General features: G+C 61.7%; 16 protein-coding genes. 7 read left to right on the forward strand and 9 right to left on the reverse strand.

Going from position 1 to position 21,459, the window contains the following annotated elements:
• Positions 1-3 precede the first annotated feature (3 nt).
• Both AC58X1_RS07530 and cobA read left to right on the forward strand, forming a co-directional pair.
• The gene (locus AC58X1_RS07530) at positions 4-1,674 is read left to right on the forward strand and encodes a bifunctional protein-serine/threonine kinase/phosphatase (protein WP_497428587.1); all 1,671 of its coding nucleotides are present in this window, start codon (positions 4-6) and stop codon (positions 1,672-1,674) included.
• A gap of 26 nt (positions 1,675-1,700) precedes the next feature.
• The gene (gene cobA / locus AC58X1_RS07535) at positions 1,701-2,450 is read left to right on the forward strand and encodes a uroporphyrinogen-III C-methyltransferase (RefSeq protein WP_188036441.1); all 750 of its coding nucleotides are present in this window, start codon (positions 1,701-1,703) and stop codon (positions 2,448-2,450) included.
• 75 nt (positions 2,451-2,525) lie between these two features.
• On the opposite strand, the gene AC58X1_RS07540 is transcribed toward cobA, so the two are convergent.
• The 8 genes from AC58X1_RS07540 to ppsA all read right to left on the reverse strand — a co-directional run bounded on the left by AC58X1_RS07540 (position 2,526) and on the right by ppsA (position 10,572).
• Positions 2,526-3,560, reverse strand: a complete 1,035-nt coding sequence (locus AC58X1_RS07540; protein WP_101321317.1) for an OmpA family protein — start codon at positions 3,558-3,560, stop codon at positions 2,526-2,528.
• Positions 3,561-3,670: 110 nt separating this feature from the next.
• Positions 3,671-4,237: an RNA polymerase sigma factor SigX gene (gene sigX, locus AC58X1_RS07545; protein ID WP_101321319.1), complete on the reverse strand. Its 567-nt coding sequence runs from the start codon at positions 4,235-4,237 to the stop codon at positions 3,671-3,673.
• 113 nt (positions 4,238-4,350) lie between these two features.
• Positions 4,351-5,175: a mechanosensitive ion channel family protein gene (locus AC58X1_RS07550; protein WP_150570714.1), complete on the reverse strand. Its 825-nt coding sequence runs from the start codon at positions 5,173-5,175 to the stop codon at positions 4,351-4,353.
• A gap of 2 nt (positions 5,176-5,177) precedes the next feature.
• Complete coding sequence (locus tag AC58X1_RS07555) at positions 5,178-5,429, reverse strand: CrfX protein (RefSeq protein ID WP_101321323.1); 252 nt, start codon at positions 5,427-5,429, stop codon at positions 5,178-5,180.
• Between the two features lie 89 nt (positions 5,430-5,518).
• Positions 5,519-6,514 (reverse strand): divalent cation transporter CmaX, encoded by a 996-nt coding sequence (cmaX, locus tag AC58X1_RS07560; protein ID WP_150570713.1) that lies wholly within the window; start codon positions 6,512-6,514, stop codon positions 5,519-5,521.
• Between the two features lie 27 nt (positions 6,515-6,541).
• Positions 6,542-7,033, reverse strand: a complete 492-nt coding sequence (rraA, locus tag AC58X1_RS07565) for a ribonuclease E activity regulator RraA (RefSeq protein ID WP_188036442.1) — start codon at positions 7,031-7,033, stop codon at positions 6,542-6,544.
• A gap of 47 nt (positions 7,034-7,080) precedes the next feature.
• A complete protein-coding gene (locus AC58X1_RS07570) occupies positions 7,081-8,100 on the reverse strand; it encodes an alpha/beta fold hydrolase (protein WP_150570712.1) in 1,020 nt (339 codons plus the stop codon).
• 96 nt (positions 8,101-8,196) lie between these two features.
• The gene (gene ppsA / locus AC58X1_RS07575) at positions 8,197-10,572 is read right to left on the reverse strand and encodes a phosphoenolpyruvate synthase (protein ID WP_101321331.1); all 2,376 of its coding nucleotides are present in this window, start codon (positions 10,570-10,572) and stop codon (positions 8,197-8,199) included.
• Between the two features lie 176 nt (positions 10,573-10,748).
• On the opposite strand from ppsA, the gene ppsR reads away from it, so the two are divergent.
• Complete coding sequence (gene ppsR / locus AC58X1_RS07580) at positions 10,749-11,567, forward strand: posphoenolpyruvate synthetase regulatory kinase/phosphorylase PpsR (protein WP_103438071.1); 819 nt, start codon at positions 10,749-10,751, stop codon at positions 11,565-11,567.
• 788 nt (positions 11,568-12,355) lie between these two features.
• Here the strand turns inward: ppsR and AC58X1_RS07585 are convergent.
• A complete protein-coding gene (locus AC58X1_RS07585) occupies positions 12,356-17,221 on the reverse strand; it encodes an NAD-glutamate dehydrogenase (protein WP_101321335.1) in 4,866 nt (1,621 codons plus the stop codon).
• 326 nt (positions 17,222-17,547) lie between these two features.
• On the opposite strand from AC58X1_RS07585, the gene AC58X1_RS07590 reads away from it, so the two are divergent.
• The 4 genes from AC58X1_RS07590 to AC58X1_RS07605 all read left to right on the forward strand — a co-directional run bounded on the left by AC58X1_RS07590 (position 17,548) and on the right by AC58X1_RS07605 (position 21,360).
• Complete coding sequence (locus AC58X1_RS07590) at positions 17,548-17,901, forward strand: hypothetical protein (RefSeq protein ID WP_101321337.1); 354 nt, start codon at positions 17,548-17,550, stop codon at positions 17,899-17,901.
• An 82-nt stretch (positions 17,902-17,983) separates the two neighbouring features.
• Entirely contained in the window at positions 17,984-18,694 is a 711-nt protein-coding gene (locus tag AC58X1_RS07595) for a FadR/GntR family transcriptional regulator (RefSeq protein WP_103438073.1), read from the forward strand.
• A 105-nt stretch (positions 18,695-18,799) separates the two neighbouring features.
• A complete protein-coding gene (lhgD, locus tag AC58X1_RS07600) occupies positions 18,800-19,993 on the forward strand; it encodes an L-2-hydroxyglutarate dehydrogenase (RefSeq protein WP_497428588.1) in 1,194 nt (397 codons plus the stop codon).
• A gap of 38 nt (positions 19,994-20,031) precedes the next feature.
• The gene (locus tag AC58X1_RS07605; protein WP_497428589.1) at positions 20,032-21,360 is read left to right on the forward strand and encodes an MFS transporter; all 1,329 of its coding nucleotides are present in this window, start codon (positions 20,032-20,034) and stop codon (positions 21,358-21,360) included.
• Positions 21,361-21,459 lie beyond the last annotated feature (99 nt).

Raw genomic sequence — 21,459 nt, forward strand, 5'->3', positions numbered from 1 at the left:
CCCATGAGCCTGCAATTGCGCTTTGCCCAAGCCAGCGCCACCGGTCCGCGCAGCGAAAACCAGGACGCTCTGCGCCTGGTGACACCGGCGCCGGAATTGGCAGCGAGCAAAGGCTATCTGGTCGCACTGGCCGACGGCGTCAGTCAGTGCGCCGATGGCGGCCTGGCCGCGCGAGCCAGCCTGCAGGCGTTGGCGCTGGACTACTACGCCACGCCGGCCACCTGGCCGGTCGCGCAGGCGCTGGATCGCCTGCTGCTGGCGCAAAACCGCTGGCTGCGCGCCCAAGGCAGCGGCCAGCCGCTGCTGACCACCCTCACTGCACTGGTCCTGCGCGGGCGCCGCTTCACCCTCGCCCACGTCGGTGACTGCCGTGCCTATCGCTGGGATCAAGGCCGCTTGCTGTGCCTGAGCGAAGACCATGTCTGGGATCAGCCGGGCATGCAGCATGTCCTCAAGCGCGCGCTGGGCCTGGACCAGCATCTGCTGGTGGACTACCTGGACGGTGAGCTGGTTGCCGGCGAAACCCTGCTGCTGCTCAGCGATGGTGTCTGGGCCTGCCTTGGCGAGCAAGCGATTGCCGCCATCCTCAGAGATCAACCTGACCTGCAGGACGCCGCCGACATCTTGGTCGCCAGCGCCCATCATGCCGGTAGCCAGGACAACGCCAGTGCCGTGCTGGTGCAGGTCGAACAGCTCGGCCCGAGCAACTTCAGCGACACCCTGGCGCAACTGCAGCAATGGCCAGTGCCCGGGCCGCTGCGCCCCGGGCAAGCCATCGATGGCTGGCAGGTCGATGCTCAGTTGGCCCGCAGCCGCCAGTCGCTGCTGTATCGGGTGCATGACAGCCAGGGCCAGGCGTGGCTGCTCAAGACCCTGCCCGGCGCCGTCGAAGCAGATCCGGGTGCCGCTCAGCGCTTGCTGCAGGAAGAGTGGTTTCTGCGGCGGGTGGCCGGTCGGCACTTCCCTGAGGTGCATGCGGCCAATCACCGTCAGCATTTGTACTACCTGATGCGCGAATACCCGGGCCAGACCCTCAGCGCTCTGTACAACCTGCAAGGCCCGCTACCCCTGGCGCAGTGGCTGGAAATCGCCCGTCAGCTGCTGCAGGCAGTCGGCGTGCTGCACCGGCGCAACCTGCTGCATCGGGATATCAAGCCCGAGAATCTGCACCTGGGCACAGACGGCCAGTTGCGCCTGCTCGACTTCGGTCTGGCCTATTGCCCAGGGCTGTCTGAAGACGCCCCCCATGACCTGCCCGGTACGCCGTCGTTCATTGCCCCGGAGGCGTTCGACGGGCAACTGCCGCAGGCGCGCCAGGACCTCTATGCCACGGGTGTAACTCTTTACTACCTGCTCACCGGGCACTACCCCTACGGTGAAATCGAGGCCTTCCAACGGCCGCGCTTCACCCACCTGGTCAGCCCCGGCCGTTATCGCCCGGACCTGCCTGAGTGGCTGCAACGCAATCTGGAGCAAGCCGTCGCGGCCGATCCCCGGCAACGTTTCGAAACCGCCGAGCAATGGCTGCTGTTGCTCGAACGTGGCGACCGCCAGGAACTGAGCGAGCGGCCACGGCCATTGCTGGAGCGCGAGCCGCTCAAGGTCTGGCAGACGCTTGCCGTGCTGTCTCTGCTGTTCAACCTGATATTGCTGTTCAGCCTGTTCAAGGGCTGAGCGCGCTGCTTGATGAGGAACATCTGATGAACGCAAAAATCTGGTTGGTTGGTGCCGGCCCCGGCGACCCTGAACTGCTAACGCTGAAAGCGGTGCGGGCCTTGCGCGAGGCGCAGGTGGTGATGATCGATGACCTGGTCAATCCGGCTGTGCTTGAGCATTGCCCAGGGGCACGGGTGATTGCCGTGGGCAAACGCGGCGGTTGTCGCTCGACGCCGCAAGCGTTCATTCAGCGCCTGATGTTGCGCCATGCCCGCCAGGGGCGCTGCGTGGTGCGCCTGAAAGGCGGCGACCCATGCATATTTGGCCGTGGCGGCGAAGAAGCACTGTGGCTGCAGCAGCGCGGTATCGAGGTGGAGTTGGTCAACGGCATCACCGCTGGACTGGCCGGTGCCACTCAGTGCGGCATCCCCCTCACCCTGCGCGGGGTCAGCCGTGGCGTGACCTTGGTGACTGCACATACCCAGGATGACAGCGAGCTGAACTGGGCAGGCCTGACTCAGGGCGGCACCACCTTGGTGGTGTACATGGGCGTGGCTCGCCTGGGTGACATTCGCCGGGGTTTGCTCGAGGCCGGCATGGCGGCAGACACGCCCGTCGCCATGATCGAAAACGCTTCGCTCCCGAGCCAGCGCGAGTGCCGCAGTACGCTGCTGGAGATGGCCATGGATGCGACCGCCTTCGCCCTGCGCAGCCCAGCAGTGCTGGTGATAGGCGAAGTGGCGCGGCAAGGCGCGGTGGCCGAGCTGGTGACCGCAGCCGTAGGCGTTGCCTGAACGCGGCACAGCGGACTTTTTTACAGGCAAAGAAAAACCCGGCCTAGGCCGGGTTTTTCCTGAATCTCAGACCAATTACTTGGCTTGAGCTTCTACTTGCGCTTCAACGCGACGGTTAACAGCGCGACCTTCTTCGGTGGCGTTGTCAGCAACCGGACGGGTTTCGCCGTAGCCAACCGAGTCAACACGGCTCGATTCTACGCCGTACTGCTGGGTCAGAACTTGCTTAACGGCGCTAGCGCGACGCTCGGACAGCTTCTGGTTGTAAGCGTCTGGACCTACGGAGTCAGTGTGACCTTCGACAGTGGTAGTAGTCGATGGGTACTGCTTCATGAAGTCAGCCAGGTTCTTGATGTCGCCGTAGCTGTTAGGCTTGACAACCGACTTGTCGAAGTCGAACTTGACGTCCAGCTCAACACGTACGACTTCGGCAACTGCTGGGCAGCCGTCGGCGTCAACGGTAACGTTGGCTGGGGTGTCTGGGCATTTGTCGACGTTGTCGCAGACGCCGTCGTTGTCGCTGTCGGAGCACACTTCAGCAACTGGAGCTGGAGCGACTTCAGCAGTCTTCGGGCTACCGCCGAAGTTCAGGCCGATACCAACGCTTGGCGCCCACTCGGTGTCGCCTTGGTCGATGTTGTACTGAGCTTCAACGCCAGCACGAGCGTAGAACATGTCGGTGATGTACCACTTGGCACCAGCGCCAACGTTGGCGAAGGTGGACTGGTTACGACCACCACGGCCGGTCTGGCCGATGGACTGGTGGGAGAAACCAGCCGACACGTACGGACGGATTGCGTCGTACGGGTTGTTGAAGTGGTACAGAGCGTCCAGAGCGGTGTTCGAGCCCTTGATGTTCTTGCCATCTTCGCCACGAGCGTTGTGGACTTCGTCGTAGCCCAGACGCAGTTCAACGTCGTCGGTCAGGAAGTAACCGATCGAGCCGCCGAACAGGTTGCCGTCGTTCTTGAAGTCACGCTGGCTGTCGAAGAATTCTTTCTTGTAGAAGCCTTCGACTTCTACAGCGCCTGTGCCTTGTGCCAGAGCGCCGAACGAAGCAGCGGCAACGAGCGAGCCAATGGCCAAGCCCAAAGTGTTTTTCAATTTCATCCGTTAAATCCCCATCGTGTGATAGATAAGCAGTCCCACCAAAAACCGGGGGACAACTCGACGGCAAGTCTAGCAGAACTCACCGGTGGTTTAGAGACATTTGCTGGCCACTAAGTTTCAACCTCGCCAGCAAATTTCTCTCTGAGCTTGTCGAGCGCACGCTTGTAGCGCATTTTCGTTGCGCTCAAGCCCATGTGCATGATATCGGCGATCTCCTGGAATTCCAGCTCTGCGACAAAACGCAGCACCAGGATCTCGCGGTCAATCGGGTTCACATGCACCAGCCACTTGTCCAGGCCGCCCTTTTCTTCAGGTTTTGGTGCCTTGTCCTCTGACGCCTCTTCTATAGGGTCAAGGCTCAAGGCATCCATCAGCCTGCGTTTGCGTCGCTCCTTGCGGTACTGGGTGATGCACTCGTTGTAGGTGATGCTGTAGAGCCAGGTCTTGAACTTGGATTTACCTTCGAAGTTCTTCAACCCGTACAGCACTTTCAGCATCACCTCCTGACAGACATCGTCAGCGTCGCGGTCGTTCCCCAGATAACGTGCACAAACGTTGAACAGGGTCCGTTGGTACCGGCGCATGAGTTCCTCATACGCCCGGGTAACGTGAAACAGCTCCTCATGCGAACGCGCCACCAACTCCTCGTCGGTGAGTTCGTGTGGGTCATAGCGCATGGGCGGCGAATGAACTTTATTCAAAACGAATCTGGCCGACAGTCAGGTCAAGTCGCCGCACGCACCCTCAGGGCGCGTTTTCGCGGCGACATACAGTAACAGCTTTTACCCGGTTAGCGGCTATCGACACGCTGTTCGAGCAAGCTGCGGTTGGCCAACGACACCAATTCACCTTCGTCGGTCAGCACTGTCGTCTTCACCGTGCCGATCTCTTCGATCTGGCCTTCAACCTCTCCAATCCGGACCTGCTGGCCGACCTGATACAGCTCGCGCACGTAAATCCCAGCCAGAATCTGCCCGGCAATTTCGCGGCTGCCCAAGCCCATCGCCAGGGCAATTGCCAGACCAACGGTAATCAAGCCAATGACGATTACGTGGTTGAGCAGGTCGGTCTTGACCTCCAGCTGGCTGATAGCCACCGAGATCGCAATGATGATCACCAGGCCTTGAGCGATGCGCCCGACGCCTGCAGCGTACTCCAGGCCGATGCCTTCCGCGGCGCCGCGGACCAGGCCATTGACCAGTTGCGCAAGCATGACCCCGGCCAGCAGCACCAGGGCCGCGCCAAATACCTTGGGCAGATACAGCGCGAGCATGTCCAGCGTTGCCGAGACCCGCTCAAGGCCGAGTGACTCAGCCGCAGAGACGAGGAAGATCAGCAGCACGAACCAATACACGATCTTGCCGATCAGGGTCGATATCGGCACCTGAATGCCGCCGCGGCTGAGCATCTTGGTCATGCCGGTACCGGCCATCAGACGGTCCAGGCCAAACTTGGCGAGCAGCTTGGACAACAGCGTATCGAGCAGCTTGGCCACCACGAAACCGAGCAGCACCACGACCAGCGCGCCGAACAGGTTGGGGATGAAGTTCGCCACCTTGGTCCAAAGGGCAGTCATGGCGGTGACCAGGCTCTGGGTCCAGAGATCGAGTTCCATATTCAATCAGCCTTATCAGCTTTGCTGCCAGCGGCAGGATTACGGCGCACCGGCGCAACATGCGCCGAGCCATTGTTGACGGCAATCATCAGCGCCTGGCTCCAACGGCCAAGCAAGCTGAATAGATCGCCTGCACCAACCTGACGGTTGGCGGTTTTCAGCACGCGACCCAGACACGCTGCGTCGTCTCGGTCCTGACCGGACGGCGACGCATTGAGCAGGTCACGCAAGGATTGTTCAAACGGATCGTGCATGGGCACCTCGCGTAATGTCAGTCAAAGACGAGGGCGCCGGGCAACGGGTCACAACGTCACCGCACGCGAATGTTTCAAAATGCACCGGATCACACCCAGCGCAGGCGGCGGAACAACCACCACTGCCCTGCCGCCAGTGCCAGGACCAGCAGGCTGGCGAACAGGAATCCATAGGGGCTGTCGGCGCCCGGAATGCCGCCGACGTTGATCCCCAGCAGGCCGGTGACAAAGCTCATCGGCAAGAAAATGCAGGTGATGATGCCGAAGCGGAACATGGTCCGGTTCATCCGCTCGCTGCGCCGCCGGTCTTCGCTCTCGAGCACCAGTGCGGCGCGCTCGCGGGTCAGTTCCAGCTCCTCGAGGTAGCGGATCAGGCTGTTGTTGAGCTCGTTCCAGTAATCGGCATCGGCGTCAGCGAACCAGCTCCACTTGTGCCTTGCAAGCTGTACGTAGATTTCCCGTTGCGGCGCCAGGAAGCGGCGCAGGCCGGCAGCGCGGCGGCGAATCTGCTGCAGCACGCCGTCTTCTGGCGTGTACCGTTCGTCGGATTCCACCTTCTCTTCTTCGAAATCGACCAGTTCGGACAGATCACTGACCAGCGCCTGGACCTTTTCGGTCAGCAGTTCGCCCATCAGCAAGAGCAACTCGGAGGCCGATTTGGGCCCCCTGCCCTCGCTCAGCAGCTGCAGGATTTCGTCGCTGGCACGCAGTGGCCGCAAGCGCAGCGAGATGATCCGTTGCGCCTGGGCAAATATGCGCACCGAGACCATATCTTCAGGCTCGGCACCAGGATTGAGATTGACCCCGCGCAAAAACAGCAGCAACTGCTCATCCGCCAACGGCAACAGCCGTGGTCGGGTGTTTTCTTCAAGCAGCAGCTCGCAGCTGAACTCGCTCAGCCCGCTTTCGCGCAGTAACCAACTGCGGGTCTGCGGATGGCTGCGGTCCCAGTGCAGCCAAAGGCTCTGCTCTGGCTGCAACTGCAGGTCATCCAGTTCGGTCCGAGCGATAGAACGCGCGCCACCTTTGCCATCGAGCACCAGGGCATGCACCAGCCCCCACTGCGCGTTGTCTTCCTCGAACATTCCAGCTCCATCAGCGCGCGCGGCGCATCACTCGGGCATTTGCAGCGGTTGCGGCGAAACGATCACGCCGTTGTTGTCGGCGTAAACGTATTCACCCGGGCGGAAGGTCACGCCGGCGAAGGTCACCACCACGTTGAGGTCGCCAAGGCCACGCTTGTCGGTCTTCAGCGGATGCGCGGCCAGCGCCTGCACACCGACGTTGGTCTGCACCAGCACGTCGACATCGCGCACGCAGCCATAGATGACCAGGCCTTCCCAACCGTTTTGCGCAGCCTTGGCGGCAATCATGTCGCCCAGCAGCGCGCAACGCAGCGAGCCGCCACCGTCGACCACCAGCACCTTGCCGTGGCCATCAAGCTCGGCTTGGGCCTTGACCAGCGAGTTGTCTTCAAAACACTTGATGGTCACGATCTGGCCGCCGAACGAGTCGCGGCCACCGAAGTTGCTGAACATCGGTTCCAGCACCTGGACCAGGTCTGGGTTGGCGTCGCACAGATCGGGCGTTACGTAATGCTGCATGGGAAGGCTCCTGTCAGGCACAACGAAAGCGGAAAGTCCGGCCAAGGCTACACCGCACGAGGTGGTGCAGTCATCTGCGACTGCTCAGTCAGGCTGGCCGCCAGTTCGGCGCCACGTACCGGCGCGTCAGGATCACGCAACCAGCCTTCGATCAGCGGCCATACCTGGATCTGCGCAGCCTTGCTTACCAACATGTCGACATGGCCAAAGGCATCGAAGCCCTGCTCCCGGCCCAGGCAAAGAAACTGCTTGCGCTCGGCGCCGTATTGCTCGAACAGCTTGCGGCAGGCCCACACCGGGTCCTGCAGATCACCCGCGCCCGCCACCGCCAGCAGTGGCACATCGACCTCGGTCAGCCCTGCCCACCAATCCTTGCCCTTCTCGCCGAAGCGCCCGAACAGGCCATGCCAACGCATGCTCTCCAGCGCCAGGCCGATCGGCTCGTCTTCCGGCCCGCGCTTGAGCCGGGAGCCAGAAATATGTGCAAAGCGTTTGAGCAGCAAGCGCGCGCCCCACTCCACTGTCGGCACCTTCAACGGCCAGTACACGCGGCTGATCTGGGTGCCAAACAGGGCCACGCTGGCCACCTGTTCAGATGGCAGGTAAGCGCCACCCAATGCTGCCGTAAGCGTGGTCCCGCCCAGCGAATGGCCGATCCAGTGCGGAGCCCGGCCGGCTTGTTCATGGACAAATGCAGCAATCACTGGCAGATCGTAGCGCGCGTAGTCGGCTACGCGGTTTTGCCGCCACTGGCGATTACGCGGTGACAGGCCATGACCGCGCATCTCCGGGATCCACACATCAAAACCGGCCCTCGCCAGAAACGCGCCCAAGCCGATGCCTTTGGGCGAAAACCAGAACCGTCGATTGGAGAAGCTGCCGTGCAGCAGAATCACCGGTATGCCATGAACGCCGCCGTGATCGGCAAGGCCAAGACGCGTGACCGCCAGCTCGACGCTGGGGTCGGGGCTGTTGCCAGCCTTGATCCGGTACACGTCTTCACTGAGGTCACCGCGGCGTTCGGCACTTTGCAAGGCCACGGGGAAGAGAGCGCTACTGCTTTGCATAGAATACTTGTATGAAAAAGGGCGGGAACCATCGCTGGAACTCGCCCCGAAGAATACGCGCGCAGGCACGTTGGACATGCCTGCGCAGTGGTTGGATCAGGCCGGGGCTTGACCTTCGGCCAGGAAGAACCAGGTCTCGAGTACCGAATCCGGGTTCAGCGACACGCTCTCGATCCCCTGTTCCATCAGCCACTTGGCCAGGTCTGGGTGGTCGGAAGGGCCCTGGCCACAGATGCCGATGTACTTGCCGGCCTTGTTACAGGCCTGGATGGCGTTGGCCAGCAGCTTTTTCACCGCAGGATTACGCTCATCGAACAGGTGCGCGATGATACCCGAATCGCGGTCCAGGCCCAGGGTAAGCTGAGTCAGGTCGTTGGAGCCGATCGAGAAGCCGTCGAAGTACTCGAGGAACTCTTCAGCCAGAATCGCGTTGGACGGCAGCTCGCACATCATGATCACGCGCAGGCCGTTGTCGCCACGAGCCAGGCCGTTTTCGGCAAGCAAATCGACAACCTGGCTGGCCTCACCCAGGGTGCGCACGAACGGTACCATGATCTCGACGTTGGTCAGGCCCATCTCGTTGCGCACGCGCTTGAGCGCACGGCACTCGAGCTCGAAGCAGTCACGGAACGACTCGCTGATGTAGCGCGAAGCACCGCGGAAGCCCAGCATCGGGTTTTCTTCTTCCGGCTCGTACAGCTTGCCGCCGATCAGGTTGGCGTATTCGTTGGACTTGAAGTCCGACAGACGCACGATGACCTTTTTCGGGTAGAACGCCGCAGCCAGGGTGCTGATGCCTTCGACCAGTTTCTCGACATAGAAGCCGACCGGATCGGAATAACCGGCGATACGCTTGTCGACACTGTCCTTCAGCTCAGGTGGCAACCCGGCGTAGTTGAGCAGCGCCTTGGGGTGCACGCCGATCATGCGGTTGATGATGAACTCCAGACGCGCCAGGCCGACACCGGCGTTGGGCAACTGGGCAAAATCAAAGGCGCGATCCGGGTTGCCGACGTTCATCATGATCTTGAACGGCAGGTCGGGCATGGCATCGACCGAATTCTGCTTGATGTCGAAGCCCAGCTCACCTTCGAAGATGAAGCCGGTATCGCCCTCGGCGCAGGACACGGTCACGCCCTGGCCGTCCTTGAGCAGCTGGGTGGCGTTGCCACAACCGACTACGGCCGGAATGCCCAGCTCACGAGCGATGATCGCCGCGTGGCAGGTACGCCCGCCACGGTTGGTGACGATGGCGCTGGCGCGTTTCATGACCGGTTCCCAATCCGGGTCGGTCATGTCCGACACCAGCACGTCGCCCGGCTGGACGCGGTCCATTTCCGACACGTCGTTGATGATCCGCACCTTGCCGGCGCCGATGCGCTGGCCAATGGCGCGGCCTTCGACCAGTACCGTGCCCTTCTCTTTGAGCAGGTAGCGCTCCATGACATTGGCGCTGGCGCGGCTTTTTACCGTTTCTGGGCGGGCCTGAACGATGTACAGCTTGCCGTCGTCACCGTCCTTGGCCCACTCGATGTCCATCGGCCGCTGGTAATGCTGCTCGATGATCATGGCCTGCTTGGCCAGCTCGTTGACTTCGTCATCGCTCAGGCAGAAGCGCGCACGTTCGGCACGGTCGACTTCGACGGTCTTGACCGAACGACCGGCCTTGGCTTCGTCGCCGTAGATCATCTTCAGCGCCTTGCTGCCCAGGTTGCGGCGCAAGATCGCCGGGCGGCCGGCTTGCAGGGTGTGCTTGTGGACATAGAATTCGTCAGGGTTGACCGCGCCCTGAACCACGGTTTCGCCCAGGCCGTAGGCGCCGGTAATGAACACCACGTCGCGGAAACCCGATTCGGTATCGAGGGTGAACATCACCCCGGCAGTGCCGGTTTCGGAACGGACCATGCGCTGCACGCCAGCCGACAGGGCGACCAGTTTGTGGTCAAAGCCCTGGTGCACGCGGTAGGAAATGGCGCGATCGTTGAACAGCGAAGCGAATACTTCCTTGGCCGCGCGGATCACGTTTTCAACGCCACGGATATTGAGGAAGGTCTCTTGCTGGCCAGCAAAGGAGGCGTCTGGCAGGTCTTCGGCGGTGGCCGAAGAGCGCACGGCCACGGCCATGTTGTCGTTGCCCTGGGCCATTTCGGCGAAGGCAGCGCGGATTTCGGCATTCAGGCGCTCGGGGAACTCGGCTTCCATGATCCACTGACGGATCTGCGCGCCGGTCTTGGCCAGGGCGTTGACGTCATCCACGTCCAGTGCGTCGAGCGCGGCATGGATCTGCGCATTCAGCCCGCTCTGCTCGAGAAAGTCACGGTACGCCTGAGCCGTAGTGGCAAAGCCGCCCGGCACCGAGACGCCGGCACCTGCGAGGTTACTGATCATCTCGCCGAGGGATGCGTTCTTGCCCCCCACATGCTCTACATCATGGACGCCGAGCTTATCGAGGGAAACTACGTACTCTACCAAGGTGATCTCTCCACTAACGGTGTTGGAAAAGCTCAGAGCGCCCGCCTGACGGTTCAGACTGGGCCGGGCGCTTATGGCCGGGACCTGGAAAATAAGTGAGAATGCCAAAAGCCGCATTCGGCAAAGCGAACTTATCATATCCAAGAAACGTCATCAGCTTAAGGCCTAGGGTGCAAATGAAACGAACCGCGTTTTTCATCTCCGACGGCACCGGCATCACTGCCGAGACCCTGGGTCAAAGCCTGCTCGCACAATTCGAGAGCATTCCGTTCAATAAATTCACCCGCCCGTACATCGACAGCCCGGATAAGGCGCGCACGATGGTGCTGCAGATCAACGCAGCGGCGGAGCGTGACGGGATGCGGCCGATCATCTTCGACACCATTGTCAACCAGGACATTCGCGAGATTCTGGCGACTTCCAACGGGTTCATGATCGATATCTTTTCGTCGTTCCTGTCGCCCTTGGAGCAGGAGCTGACCGCGCATTCGTCGTATTCGGTGGGCAAGTCGCACTCGATTGGCGGCAACTCCAACTATATGGAGCGGATCGAGGCGGTGAACTTTGCGCTGGACAACGATGATGGTGCGCGCACGCATTATTACGACAAAGCCGACCTGATTCTGGTGGGGGTGTCGCGCTGCGGCAAGACGCCGACCTGTCTGTACATGGCGATGCAGTTCGGGATTCGTGCGGCGAACTATCCGTTGACTGAGGATGACATGGAGCGGCTGCAGTTGCCGGCGGTGCTGAAGAAGCATCACAGCAAGTTGTTTGGCCTGACCATTGACCCGGACCGGTTGACGGCTATTCGCCATGAGCGCAAGCCTAATAGCCGATATTCGAGCTTTGCGCAGTGTGAGTTCGAGGTGCGTGAGGTGGAGAATCTGTTCCGCCGGGAGAATATTCCGAATATTGATTCGACGCATTTTTCGGTTGAGGAGATTTCGGCGAAGATCTTGGTTGAGAAGGGGGTTGAGCGGCGGTTCAAGTAGGTTGGCTTTATTGAATGTGGGCTTATCTGTTTGATTTAATGGCAGTTTTTGCCAATTTCGCCCTTACGGCGAGTCACTTTTTGGCAAACGCCCCAAAAAGTAACCAAAAAGGCCTGGCTCCCACATACGGCCCCTGCGCTACCCTCCGGGGTTCCCTCACTCCGGCATTGCTCCCGGAGGGACCGCGCTGAACGGGCCATCCTGGCCCGCAGCGCTTGCCGGCCATCCATGGCCGGCACCTCCCTTCGCAATGCCTGCGTTCGGCCTCCTGAGGTCGCGGGTAGATCAAGAGCACGCCTCGCTGCGCTGGCGCAGATCAAAAGCGACAGTCAAAAGCTAGGGCCGCTTTGCGGCCCTTCGCGGGCAAGCCCGCTCCCACAGGGATCTGCGGGGTCTCAGGTCAGCATTAATCCCTTTGGACGCTACGGCGCTCCAGCAAATTTGCTACACAACTCATGAACAACGCTGACCCTGTGGGAGCGGGTTCACCGGGACGCCAGACCGCCGCGAAGGGTCGCGCAGCGGCCCAGCTGTTGATCTTGATCTTGCTCTTGATCCACTGGCGACTCAGGAGGCCGGAGCGAGGGAACCCCGCAGCGCAGCGAAGGGGCCGGATGTGGAGCCAAGCATTTTTTTGGGGCGTTTGCCAAAAAAGTGACTCGCCGTAAGGGCGAAAGGGGCCCGCAAACCCACCACAAAATCCGGATAAGCCCCAAACCCCTAAAAGCAAAAAACCCCGGCACCAAAGGCACCAGGGTCTCTCACTCACAAACCAACCAAATCAGCTATCAGGAAGGCACAACCACAGCCTGCCCACTCATAGCCAGATCAACCAACTCCCGGTTAGCGACCGCATACATCGCATAGTCATGCCCCGAAGCACTGCGCAGATCATCCAGCATCGCGCGCCAGCGCTCCACCATCACCCGCCGCTGCTCAGACCACAATGCCACCCGCGCATCCATGTCCTGCGGCGCATCGGCCATCTGCAGCACAGAAATGGTGATCGCCCGCTGCTGCAGGTCGATATCGTCACGGAACGCCTCACGCGCCAGCGCCTGCCAGTTGTTCTCCACCGGCAAGTTGCTGATCTCCTGCAGGTACCAGGTCAGATCCAACGCACTGCCCACCGCGAAGAACGCCTTGGCCACCTGCGCCGGGTCATGCCCGGTCACATCCGAAGCCTCGATGATCGGCAGCAGCGTGTACAAATGCGTGGTCCCGGCAACCATCCGCGCCAGCAACTCGGGCACACCAGCCTCGACGAAGCCCTGATAACGCACCTGCCAGCGCTCACGGGTCGGCCCTTCCAGCAGCTCGTCCAGTTTCAGCCCAAGCTGGGCGATCTTCGGCCCGAAGTGCGCCACATCACGGCCTGCATCCTGCTCGTTGCGACGGCTACGCAGGAACCAGCGCGTGGCGCGGCGGCCCAGACGCATCAGCTCATCCATCAGGGTCAGCTGAATCTCGGCCGGGACCTGATAGTCCAACGCCTCGATCTGGCGGAACCAATGCGGCAGATGGAAGATATCGCGCACGATCACATAGGCCCCGGCGACGTTGGCCGGGCTCATGCCAGTCGACTCCTTGAGCCGCTGGACAAAGGTGATGCCCATGTTGTTGACCAGGTCATTGGCGATCTGGGTGCTGACGATCTCGCGCTTCAGACGGTGACGGCGCATGGCCTCGCCGAACTGGTTGAGCAGTGACGGCGGGAAGGCCGTCTCCATGTCGCGGGTCAGATAGTCGTCATCCGGCACCTGCGATTTCAGCAGTTGCTCTTTGAGGTCGATCTTGCTGTACGAAATCAGCACCGACAGCTCGGCCCGGGTCAGGCCCTGGCCTGCGGCCAGACGCTCGGCCAGTTGCTCTTCGGACGGCAGGAATTCGATCGCCCGATCGAGCTTGCCGCGCGCTTCAAGGTCGGCCATCAGGCGCTTGTACTCGGCAATCCGCTCGCGTACGCGACGGGCCGCCAGCGACAGCGCCTGGGTCTGCTTGTAGTTGTTGCCCAATACCAGCGCGCCAACTTCTTCGGTCATGCTGCCGAGCAGCTGGTTGCGCTGCTTCTCGGTCATGTCGCCACCCTGCACCACTTCGTTGAGCAGGATCTTGATATTGACTTCGTGGTCGGAGCAGTCGACGCCACCGGCATTGTCGATGAAGTCAGTGTTGGTCGCACCGCCGTTGAGGCCGTACTCGACCCGGCCAAGCTGGGTCATGCCCAGGTTGCCGCCCTCGCCCACTACCTTGCAGCGCAGCTCGTTGCCGTTGACGCGCAAGGCGTCGTTGGCCTTGTCGCCGACGTCGGCGTGGCTTTCGCTGCTGGCTTTGACGTAGGTACCGATACCGCCGTTCCAGAGCAGATCGACCGGCGCCTGCAGCAGCGCGTGCAGCAGCTCGGTCGGCGTCAGACGGTCGGCTTCGATGGCGAAGCGTTCCTTCATCTGCGGGCTGATGCTGATGCTCTTGGCGCTACGCGGGAAGATCCCGCCGCCTGCGGACATGATGCTGGTATCGTAATCGGTCCATGCCGAACGTGGCAGGTCGAACAAGCGCTGGCGCTCGGCGAAGCTGCTGGCCGGGTCCGGATTAGGGTCGATGAAGATGTGCAGGTGGTTGAAGGCAGCCACCAGTTGCAGCTTGTCGGACATCAGCAAGCCGTTACCGAAGACGTCACCGGCCATGTCGCCGACGCCGACCACCGTGATCGAATCTTGCTGGACGTTGATGCCGCGCTCACGGAAGTGGCGCTGGACGCCCACCCAGGCGCCGCGGGCAGTGATACCCATCTTCTTGTGGTCGTAACCAGCCGAGCCGCCCGAGGCGAACGCGTCTCCGAGCCAGAAGCCGTAGTCGATGGCAATGCCGTTGGCGATGTCGGAGAAGGTCGCGGTGCCTTTGTCGGCCGCCACCACCAGGTACGGGTCGTCATCGTCATGCCGCACCACGTTGGCCGGTGGCACGACGCCGCCGTCCTTGAGGTTATCGGTGATGTCGAGCAGGCCCGAGATGAAGATGCGGTAGCAGGCGATACCTTCAGCGGCGATGTCGTCACGGCTGCCGCCCAGCGGCAGGCGCCGGGGCAGGAAACCGCCCTTGGCGCCGACCGGCACGATCACCGAGTTCTTCACCTGCTGCGCCTTGACCAGGCCGAGCACTTCGGTGCGGTAGTCTTCTTCACGGTCCGACCAGCGCAGGCCGCCACGGGCGACGTTGCCGAAGCGCAGGTGGACGCCTTCGACACGCGGCGAGTAGACGAATATCTCGAACTTGGGCACCGGCTTGGGCAGTTCGGGGATCAGCTTGGGGTTGAACTTGAAGCTGAAGTACGACTTGGCCTGGCCGCTGCTGTCCGGCTGATAGAAGTTGGTACGCAGGGTGGCTTTGATCAGGTCCAGGTAGCGACGCAGGATGCGGTCTTCGTTGAGCACCTGAACGTCATCCAGGGCGCTGTTGATGGCCTGTTCCAGACGCAGCTGCTTGTCTTCCAGATCATCCTGGGTGAGCTTGCGTGCCAGGTAGAAGCGGGTCTTGAACAGCCGGGTCAGCTCGCGCGCGATGTCGGTGTGGTTGTTCAGGGTGCTGGCGATGTAGCCCAGATCGAAGCCCAGACGAATCTGCTTCATGTAGCGGGCGTAGGCGCGCAGCAGCGCCACATCACGCCATGGCAGGCCGGCGGTCAGTACCAGGCGGTTGAAGGCGTCGTTTTCGGCGTCGCCCTTGACGATATGGATGAAGGCATCCTGCAGAGTGTCGTTGAGCTGCTGGATATCCAGGCTCAGGCCTTCGCTGTAGGTGAATGCAAAGTCGTGGATCCAGTACTCGCGGCCATTGGCGTGGCGCAGGCGGTACGGGAACTCACCCAGCACACGCAGGCCAAGGTTCTCCAGGATCGGCAGCACGTCCGACAGCGCCAGCGGGGTATCGGCGTGGTACAGCTTGCAATGCAGCAGACGCTCGCCGTACTGGCCCAGGGGCTGATAGAAGCTCATCGCCAGCGGCTTGGCTTCGTTCAGGGCCAGCACATGTTGCAGGTCGACGACCGCCGAATGGGCGCCAAAGCGCTCGCGGTAGCCCGCCGGGAAACCCTTGGGGAAGTCCGCCAGGATATTGGTGCCCTGAGCTTCGCCGAAGTTTTCCACGACCAGTGCGGAGTAATCGTCCTGCCACGAACGGCAGGCCTGGATCACTTCGTTTTCCAGCTGCTGCGGGTCGATGTCGATGCGGTTCTTCGGGTCTACCCGCAGAATCAGTTGCACGCGCGCCAGTACCGACTCGGAGAAGAACGTCCAGAATTCGCAATCGCTGGCCTTCAGGCGCTCCATCAACACTTGCTGGATCTTCTGGCGCACTTCGGTCGAGTAGACCTCGCGCGGTACATAGGCCAGGCAGTAGCAGAAGCGGCCGTAAGGGTCTTTGCGCAGGAACACGCGGATCTTGTTGCGCTCCTGGATCTGCACGATCGACATGACAGTGCTGGACAGCTCGTCGATCGGGGTCTGGAACAGGTCGTCGCGCGGCAGCACTTCGAGCACCTGCGCCAGTTCCTTGCCCAGGTGGGCCTTGGCATCGAAGCCGGAGCGGCGCTCGACTTCGGCTACCTTGCCGCGGATGTACGGAATGGCATGCACGCTCTCGCCATACACCGACGAGGTGTACAGGCCCATGAAGCGGCATTCCTTGATGACCTTGCCGTCGGCATCCAGCTGGCGGATCGACACATAGTCCGGGTAGGCCGGGCGGTGCACACGGCTCGGCAGTGCAGCCTTGGCGAAGGACAGCAGCAGCGGCTCGTTGAGGTAGGCCACAGCGTAGTCTTCGATGCGCAGCTCTTCGGCGGTCAGGCCGATGCGCAGGCGACGTGGCAGGCCGAGGAAGGACTGCTCGTCGTAGTTCATGCGGCCGCCATCGGCGCCGCCCTCGACGGTGAATTCTTCATAGCCGAGGAAGGTGAAGTGGTTATCCAGCAACCACTCGAGGAACGCCTTGACCTCGGCCTTCTCGTGCTGGGCTTGCGGGTACGGGGTCTGCTCGACCAGCGCCGCCACTTCGCGCAGCTTGGCTTTCATCGGTTCGAAGTCGGCAACCGCAACGCGCACTTCAGCCAGGACCTGTTCGATTTCCCGGGCCAGCGAGCTCAGTTCGGCTGCGTTGGCACAACGGTCGATTTCCAGGTACATCAGCGATTCATGTTGAACGCCGTCACCGTGGGTGCCTTTGGGCAGCAGCTCGAGCAGTTCGCCCTTGGCGCCGCGGCGCACGCTGAGCACGGTGGTCTGCAGGGTGTGGATGCTGTAGCCGCGGCGGTTCAGCTCGGTGCGTACCGAGTCGACCAGGAACGGCAGGTCATGGTGCAGGACTTCGACCACACTGTGGGTCGACTGCCAGCCATTGCGCTCGTAGTCGGGGTTGTACACCCGCACCAGCGGGGTTTCAGGGTCGAAGCGCTCGATGATGCGCCAGGCAGACAGGGTGCAGCCAGCCAGGTCGGAAAGCCGCCGCTGGGTAAGTTCGTCCAGAGAGATGATGCCGAAGAACTGTTCGGCGAACAGTGCCACTTGTGGCAGTGACTGTTCGCTGATGTGCTGCGCCAGGGCCGCTTGCAGTTGGTGCTGGAAGTCGGCTTTGCTGGCTGCGGTGAAAAACGCCATCTGTGGTACTCCGCTTGGGCTTTGTTTTGTAGTGAAGCGTCGTGCATGTGCGTGTTGCCTGGGATCAACAATAGCAACCCGGGGCAAAACAGGCCGATGAAACCAGGCGCTGAGCGTGTTTGCCACGCTCATCTGTTGGGTACCTGCAAAAGCGACTGCCTGTGGCTGTGCCTTTACGGGGACCCATCGACTGCGCAGCTTAACGACTGAGCGGTCACCGCGGCTTGCAGCGCTGCGACATATTCGGTCAATGCCCGGTAACATTCGTTTATGGAACGGCCCAAGACTGGCAGAATTCCATTTCATTTCGTCAATTCGAGCCGACCATGCAACTGACCACCCCCCTGCTGTTCGCCACCCCTTGCGATGATGAAGAAGACAACATGGCGACCCTGTGCTGCCACAGCGACCAGGGCCAGATGTTCCTGCTGACCCGCTACCCGGACGAAGACACCGTCGACCTGACCCTGGACGATGAGCCGTCGACCCTGGACGGCATCAAAATCACCTTCAGCGCCAAGCGCCTGCTGCTGGAAGTTGCCGCAGGTGACACCGACGCCCTCAAGGGCGATGAGACCCTGGAGATCGTATTGACCAGTGACGGCAATGACCTGGCCGAGATCGACGAGACTTTACGGATCATTCTGAACGGCACCGGCACTTACGTCAGCGAGCTGTAATCTGGCTGAGCTGGGGAAATAATTGACAGACACAGCGGATAGCGGGCATTGTCTGACAACCTGATCAATAGGCACTCCGTCCATGTTAGAGCTACAGCGCCCAGATACTCTGGTAGAAAGGGTTGTCGGCGCCATCCGTGCGGAAATCGACAGCGGCCGCCTGGCTGCCGAAGCACGCCTGCCCACCGAACAGCAACTGGCCGAGCAACTCAACGTCAGCCGCTCGGTGGTGCGCGAGGCAGTGGCTCAGCTCAAGGCCGACGGGGTGCTGATCGCCCGTCGTGGCCTGGGCTCGTATATCTCGCAGACGCCCCATGGCACGGTGTTTCGCTTCCCCGGCAGCAACGGGCGCAAGCCTGATCTGGTGCAGATGTTCGAAATGCGCCTGTGGATCGAAACCCAAGCGGCCGCCATCGCTGCCCGTCGCCGCGATGCCGGCGACCTGAGCAACATCGCTGCAGCGCTGGAGCAGATGCTCGACCCGCGCAATGACCTGGCCGCCGCCGCGGCCGCCGACGTGGCCTTTCACCGGGCCATCGCCGAGGCGAGCAAGAACGACTACTTCGTCGCCTTTCATGACTTTCTCGGCAGCCAGTTGGCCGCCGCGCGGCAGCGTGCCTGGGAAAACTCGGCGTCGCCTGCGGTAGGCGGCCCGGCAGACGCCAACCGGGAACATCAGGCGTTGTATCAGGCCATCGCCGATGGCGACCGTCACGCCGCTGCGAGCTGCGCCGAAGCGCATCTGCGGGCCTCGGCCAAACGCCTGAAAATTGAGCTTCCTGAACTGAACTGAACCGAGCAAACCGACCCTGCCCAATCAAGGCAGGGTTTTTAACGCACCACTTAGTCTGACAACCTGATAAGCAGATCAACTGACAAGAATGCCAAGGTACCCTGCATGACTTACGACTACTTGATCATCGGCGGCGGCATCGTCGGCCTGGCCACAGCGATGGCACTGCTCGAGCAGCGCCCCGGCGCTTCGTTGCTGATCGTGGAAAAAGAGGCCAGCCTCGGCCGCCACCAGACAGGCCACAACAGCGGCGTGATCCATGCCGGGATTTACTACGCGCCTGGCAGCCTCAAGGCCGAGCTGTGCAAACGCGGCGCGCAAGCGACCAAAGACTTCTGCAGCGAACACGGCATCCATTTCCAGGTCTGCGGCAAACTGCTGGTTGCCTCCAACGAACTGGAGATGCAGCGCATGCAGGCGCTGTATCAGCGCTCGCAGGAAAACGGGTTGAAGGTCGAGCAGCTCGACGCCGCTGAGCTCAACCGCCGCGAACCCAACATCGCAGGGCTGGGCGCGCTGTTCGTCGATGCCACCGGGATCGTCGATTACCGCCAGGTGTGCCAGGCAATGGCCAAGGTAATCGAACGCGCTGGCGGCGAGCTGCGCCTGTCGACCAGCGTCCGCTCGATCAAGGAATACTCCGAGCATGTCGAGGTATGCAGCGACGAGCACCGCTGGCAGGCGCGCCAGTTGGTGGCCTGCGCTGGTTTGCAGTCCGACCGCCTGGCACGCCTGGCCGGCGTGCGCATCGATCACCAGATCATCCCGTTCCGTGGCGAGTACTACCGCTTGCCTGCGAGCAAAAGCCAGGTCGTCAACCACCTGATCTACCCGATTCCGGATCCGCAACTGCCGTTTCTGGGGGTCCACCTGACCCGCATGATCGACGGCAGTGTAACCGTCGGACCCAACGCGGTACTCGGTTTTGCCCGCGAGGATTACCGCAAGTTCGCCCGCAACTGGGCCGATATCGGCGAATTCGCGCGTTTCCCGGGCTTCTGGAAAACCCTCTGGAACAACCTCGGCTCGGGTACCGCCGAGATGAAGAACTCGCTGTTCAAACGCGGCTATCTGCAGCAGTGCCGCAAGTACTGCCCGTCGCTCGAGGTCGACGACCTGCTGCCTTACGAAGCCGGCATCCGTGCCCAGGCGGTGATGCGTGACGGCAGCCTGGTACATGACTTTCTGTTCGCCGAGACACCGCGCATGGTGCATGTCTGCAATGCGCCCTCGCCCGCTGCCACCTCGGCCATCCCGATCGGTCAGATGATCGCCGAAAAGATCCTCAACGCCCGCTGAGCTGCACCCCTAACTACAAAGACAATAAGGACAATCAGATGTCGGTACATCAAGCAGCAGTGACCGCAAGTGAAACGCCAGAACAGACACGCAAACGCCTGCGCAAAGTGGCCGCGGCGACCATTTTCGGCTCGATGCTGGAGTGGTACGACTTTTACCTGTACGCCACCATGGCCGCGATCGTCTTCTCGAAGATCTTCTTCGACGCCAGCAACCCTGCCGTAGCATCGCTGCTGGCGTTCTCGACATTCGCCATCGGCTTCATCGCCCGGCCCTTCGGCGGCGTCCTGTTCGGCTACCTGGGCGACCGGTTCGGACGCAAACACGTACTGGTGATCACCTTTTGCATGATGGGCGTATGCACCGCGCTGATCGGCTTGATTCCAAGCTATGCAACGATCGGCGTGTGGGCGCCGATCCTGCTGGTGGTGATCCGGATCATTCAAGGCCTGGGTGCGGGCGCAGAGCTGTCGGGGGCGGCCGTTACCTCCTATGAACATGCCAGCGAAGGCAAGCGCGGCAGCCAAGGCGCCTGGCCGGCACTGGGCTTGAATCTGGGCCTGCTGCTGTCGTCGCTGACCGTCTACCTGCTGACCATGAATGGCAATGACTTCCTGCTCGCCGGTGGCTGGCGCATCCCGTTCATTGCCAGCATCGTGCTGGTGGCAGTGGGCCTGTGGGTGCGCAAGAGCATTCCGGAAACCCCAGACTTCAAGGAACTCGATCGCTCCGACGCCAAGCCGCAGATATCAACGCTGAAACTGCTGTTCAAAAATGACCTGAAAGGCCTCGCCGTGGTGTTCTTCGTCGCCATCGGCTACAACGCCCTGAGCTACATCTTCAAGACATTCTCGCTGGCCTACCTGACCCAGTTCAAAGGTGTAGAGGCGCACGTCACGTCGCTGTCGGTGACCATCGCCAGCCTGGTTGCGATCTTTGCCGTGCCGTTCTTCGGTTGGCTGTGCGACCGTTGGAGCAGCAAGACCGTGTTGATGCTGGGTGGCGTGCTGTCTGCCCTGTTCGCCTACCCATTCCTGCAGTTGCTGAGCACCGGCGAGCCGAGCATGATCTACCTGGCGATCGGGATCGGCACCGGGATTCTGGCACCGATGATGTTTGCCCCGCAGGGCTCGTTCCTCAGCCGCCAGTTCCCGACCCAGACCCGCTCATCCGGGTTTGGCACGGGCCGCGAAGTCGGTACTGCCGTGGCCGGCGGCCTGGCGCCGTTGGGCGGGCTGGCCCTGGTGGCCAGCTCGGCGACGCATTCCACCGACGGCGTCGCGCTGATGCTGACCATTGCCGGGATATTGGTTGTGGTGTTTGCGTTCTTTGATCAAGGCCGCAAGCACTCCAGCTCGAAAAACTGACGGCCGCCCAGCGCCACCGCCCTGTTGGCGACCTCACTGCAAACAGGGCAGTGGCCCGTGACGCCCAACAGCCTGCGCCAGCGATAAATTTCGCCTCTG

This window comes from Pseudomonas sp. PGPR N4 (assembly GCF_059693665.1).

Excerpts from the sequence above, each read along its gene's own strand:
- AC58X1_RS07605 (WP_497428589.1), top strand. The coding sequence starts at position 20,032 with ATGTCGGTACATCAAGCAGCAGTGACCGCAAGTGAAACGCCAGAACAG.
- AC58X1_RS07590 (WP_101321337.1), top strand. The coding sequence starts at position 17,548 with ATGCAACTGACCACCCCCCTGCTGTTCGCCACCCCTTGCGATGATGAA.
- cmaX (WP_150570713.1), bottom strand. The coding sequence starts at position 6,514 with ATGTTCGAGGAAGACAACGCGCAGTGGGGGCTGGTGCATGCCCTGGTG.
- AC58X1_RS07540 (WP_101321317.1), bottom strand. The coding sequence starts at position 3,560 with ATGAAATTGAAAAACACTTTGGGCTTGGCCATTGGCTCGCTCGTTGCC.
- ppsR (WP_103438071.1), top strand. The coding sequence starts at position 10,749 with ATGAAACGAACCGCGTTTTTCATCTCCGACGGCACCGGCATCACTGCC.
- sigX (WP_101321319.1), bottom strand. The coding sequence starts at position 4,237 with ATGCGCTATGACCCACACGAACTCACCGACGAGGAGTTGGTGGCGCGT.
- cobA (WP_188036441.1), top strand. The coding sequence starts at position 1,701 with ATGAACGCAAAAATCTGGTTGGTTGGTGCCGGCCCCGGCGACCCTGAA.
- lhgD (WP_497428588.1), top strand. The coding sequence starts at position 18,800 with ATGACTTACGACTACTTGATCATCGGCGGCGGCATCGTCGGCCTGGCC.
- AC58X1_RS07595 (WP_103438073.1), top strand. The coding sequence starts at position 17,984 with ATGTTAGAGCTACAGCGCCCAGATACTCTGGTAGAAAGGGTTGTCGGC.
- AC58X1_RS07585 (WP_101321335.1), bottom strand. The coding sequence starts at position 17,221 with ATGGCGTTTTTCACCGCAGCCAGCAAAGCCGACTTCCAGCACCAACTG.
- AC58X1_RS07570 (WP_150570712.1), bottom strand. The coding sequence starts at position 8,100 with ATGCAAAGCAGTAGCGCTCTCTTCCCCGTGGCCTTGCAAAGTGCCGAA.
- rraA (WP_188036442.1), bottom strand. The coding sequence starts at position 7,033 with ATGCAGCATTACGTAACGCCCGATCTGTGCGACGCCAACCCAGACCTG.
- AC58X1_RS07530 (WP_497428587.1), top strand. The coding sequence starts at position 4 with ATGAGCCTGCAATTGCGCTTTGCCCAAGCCAGCGCCACCGGTCCGCGC.
- AC58X1_RS07550 (WP_150570714.1), bottom strand. The coding sequence starts at position 5,175 with ATGGAACTCGATCTCTGGACCCAGAGCCTGGTCACCGCCATGACTGCC.
- AC58X1_RS07555 (WP_101321323.1), bottom strand. The coding sequence starts at position 5,429 with ATGCACGATCCGTTTGAACAATCCTTGCGTGACCTGCTCAATGCGTCG.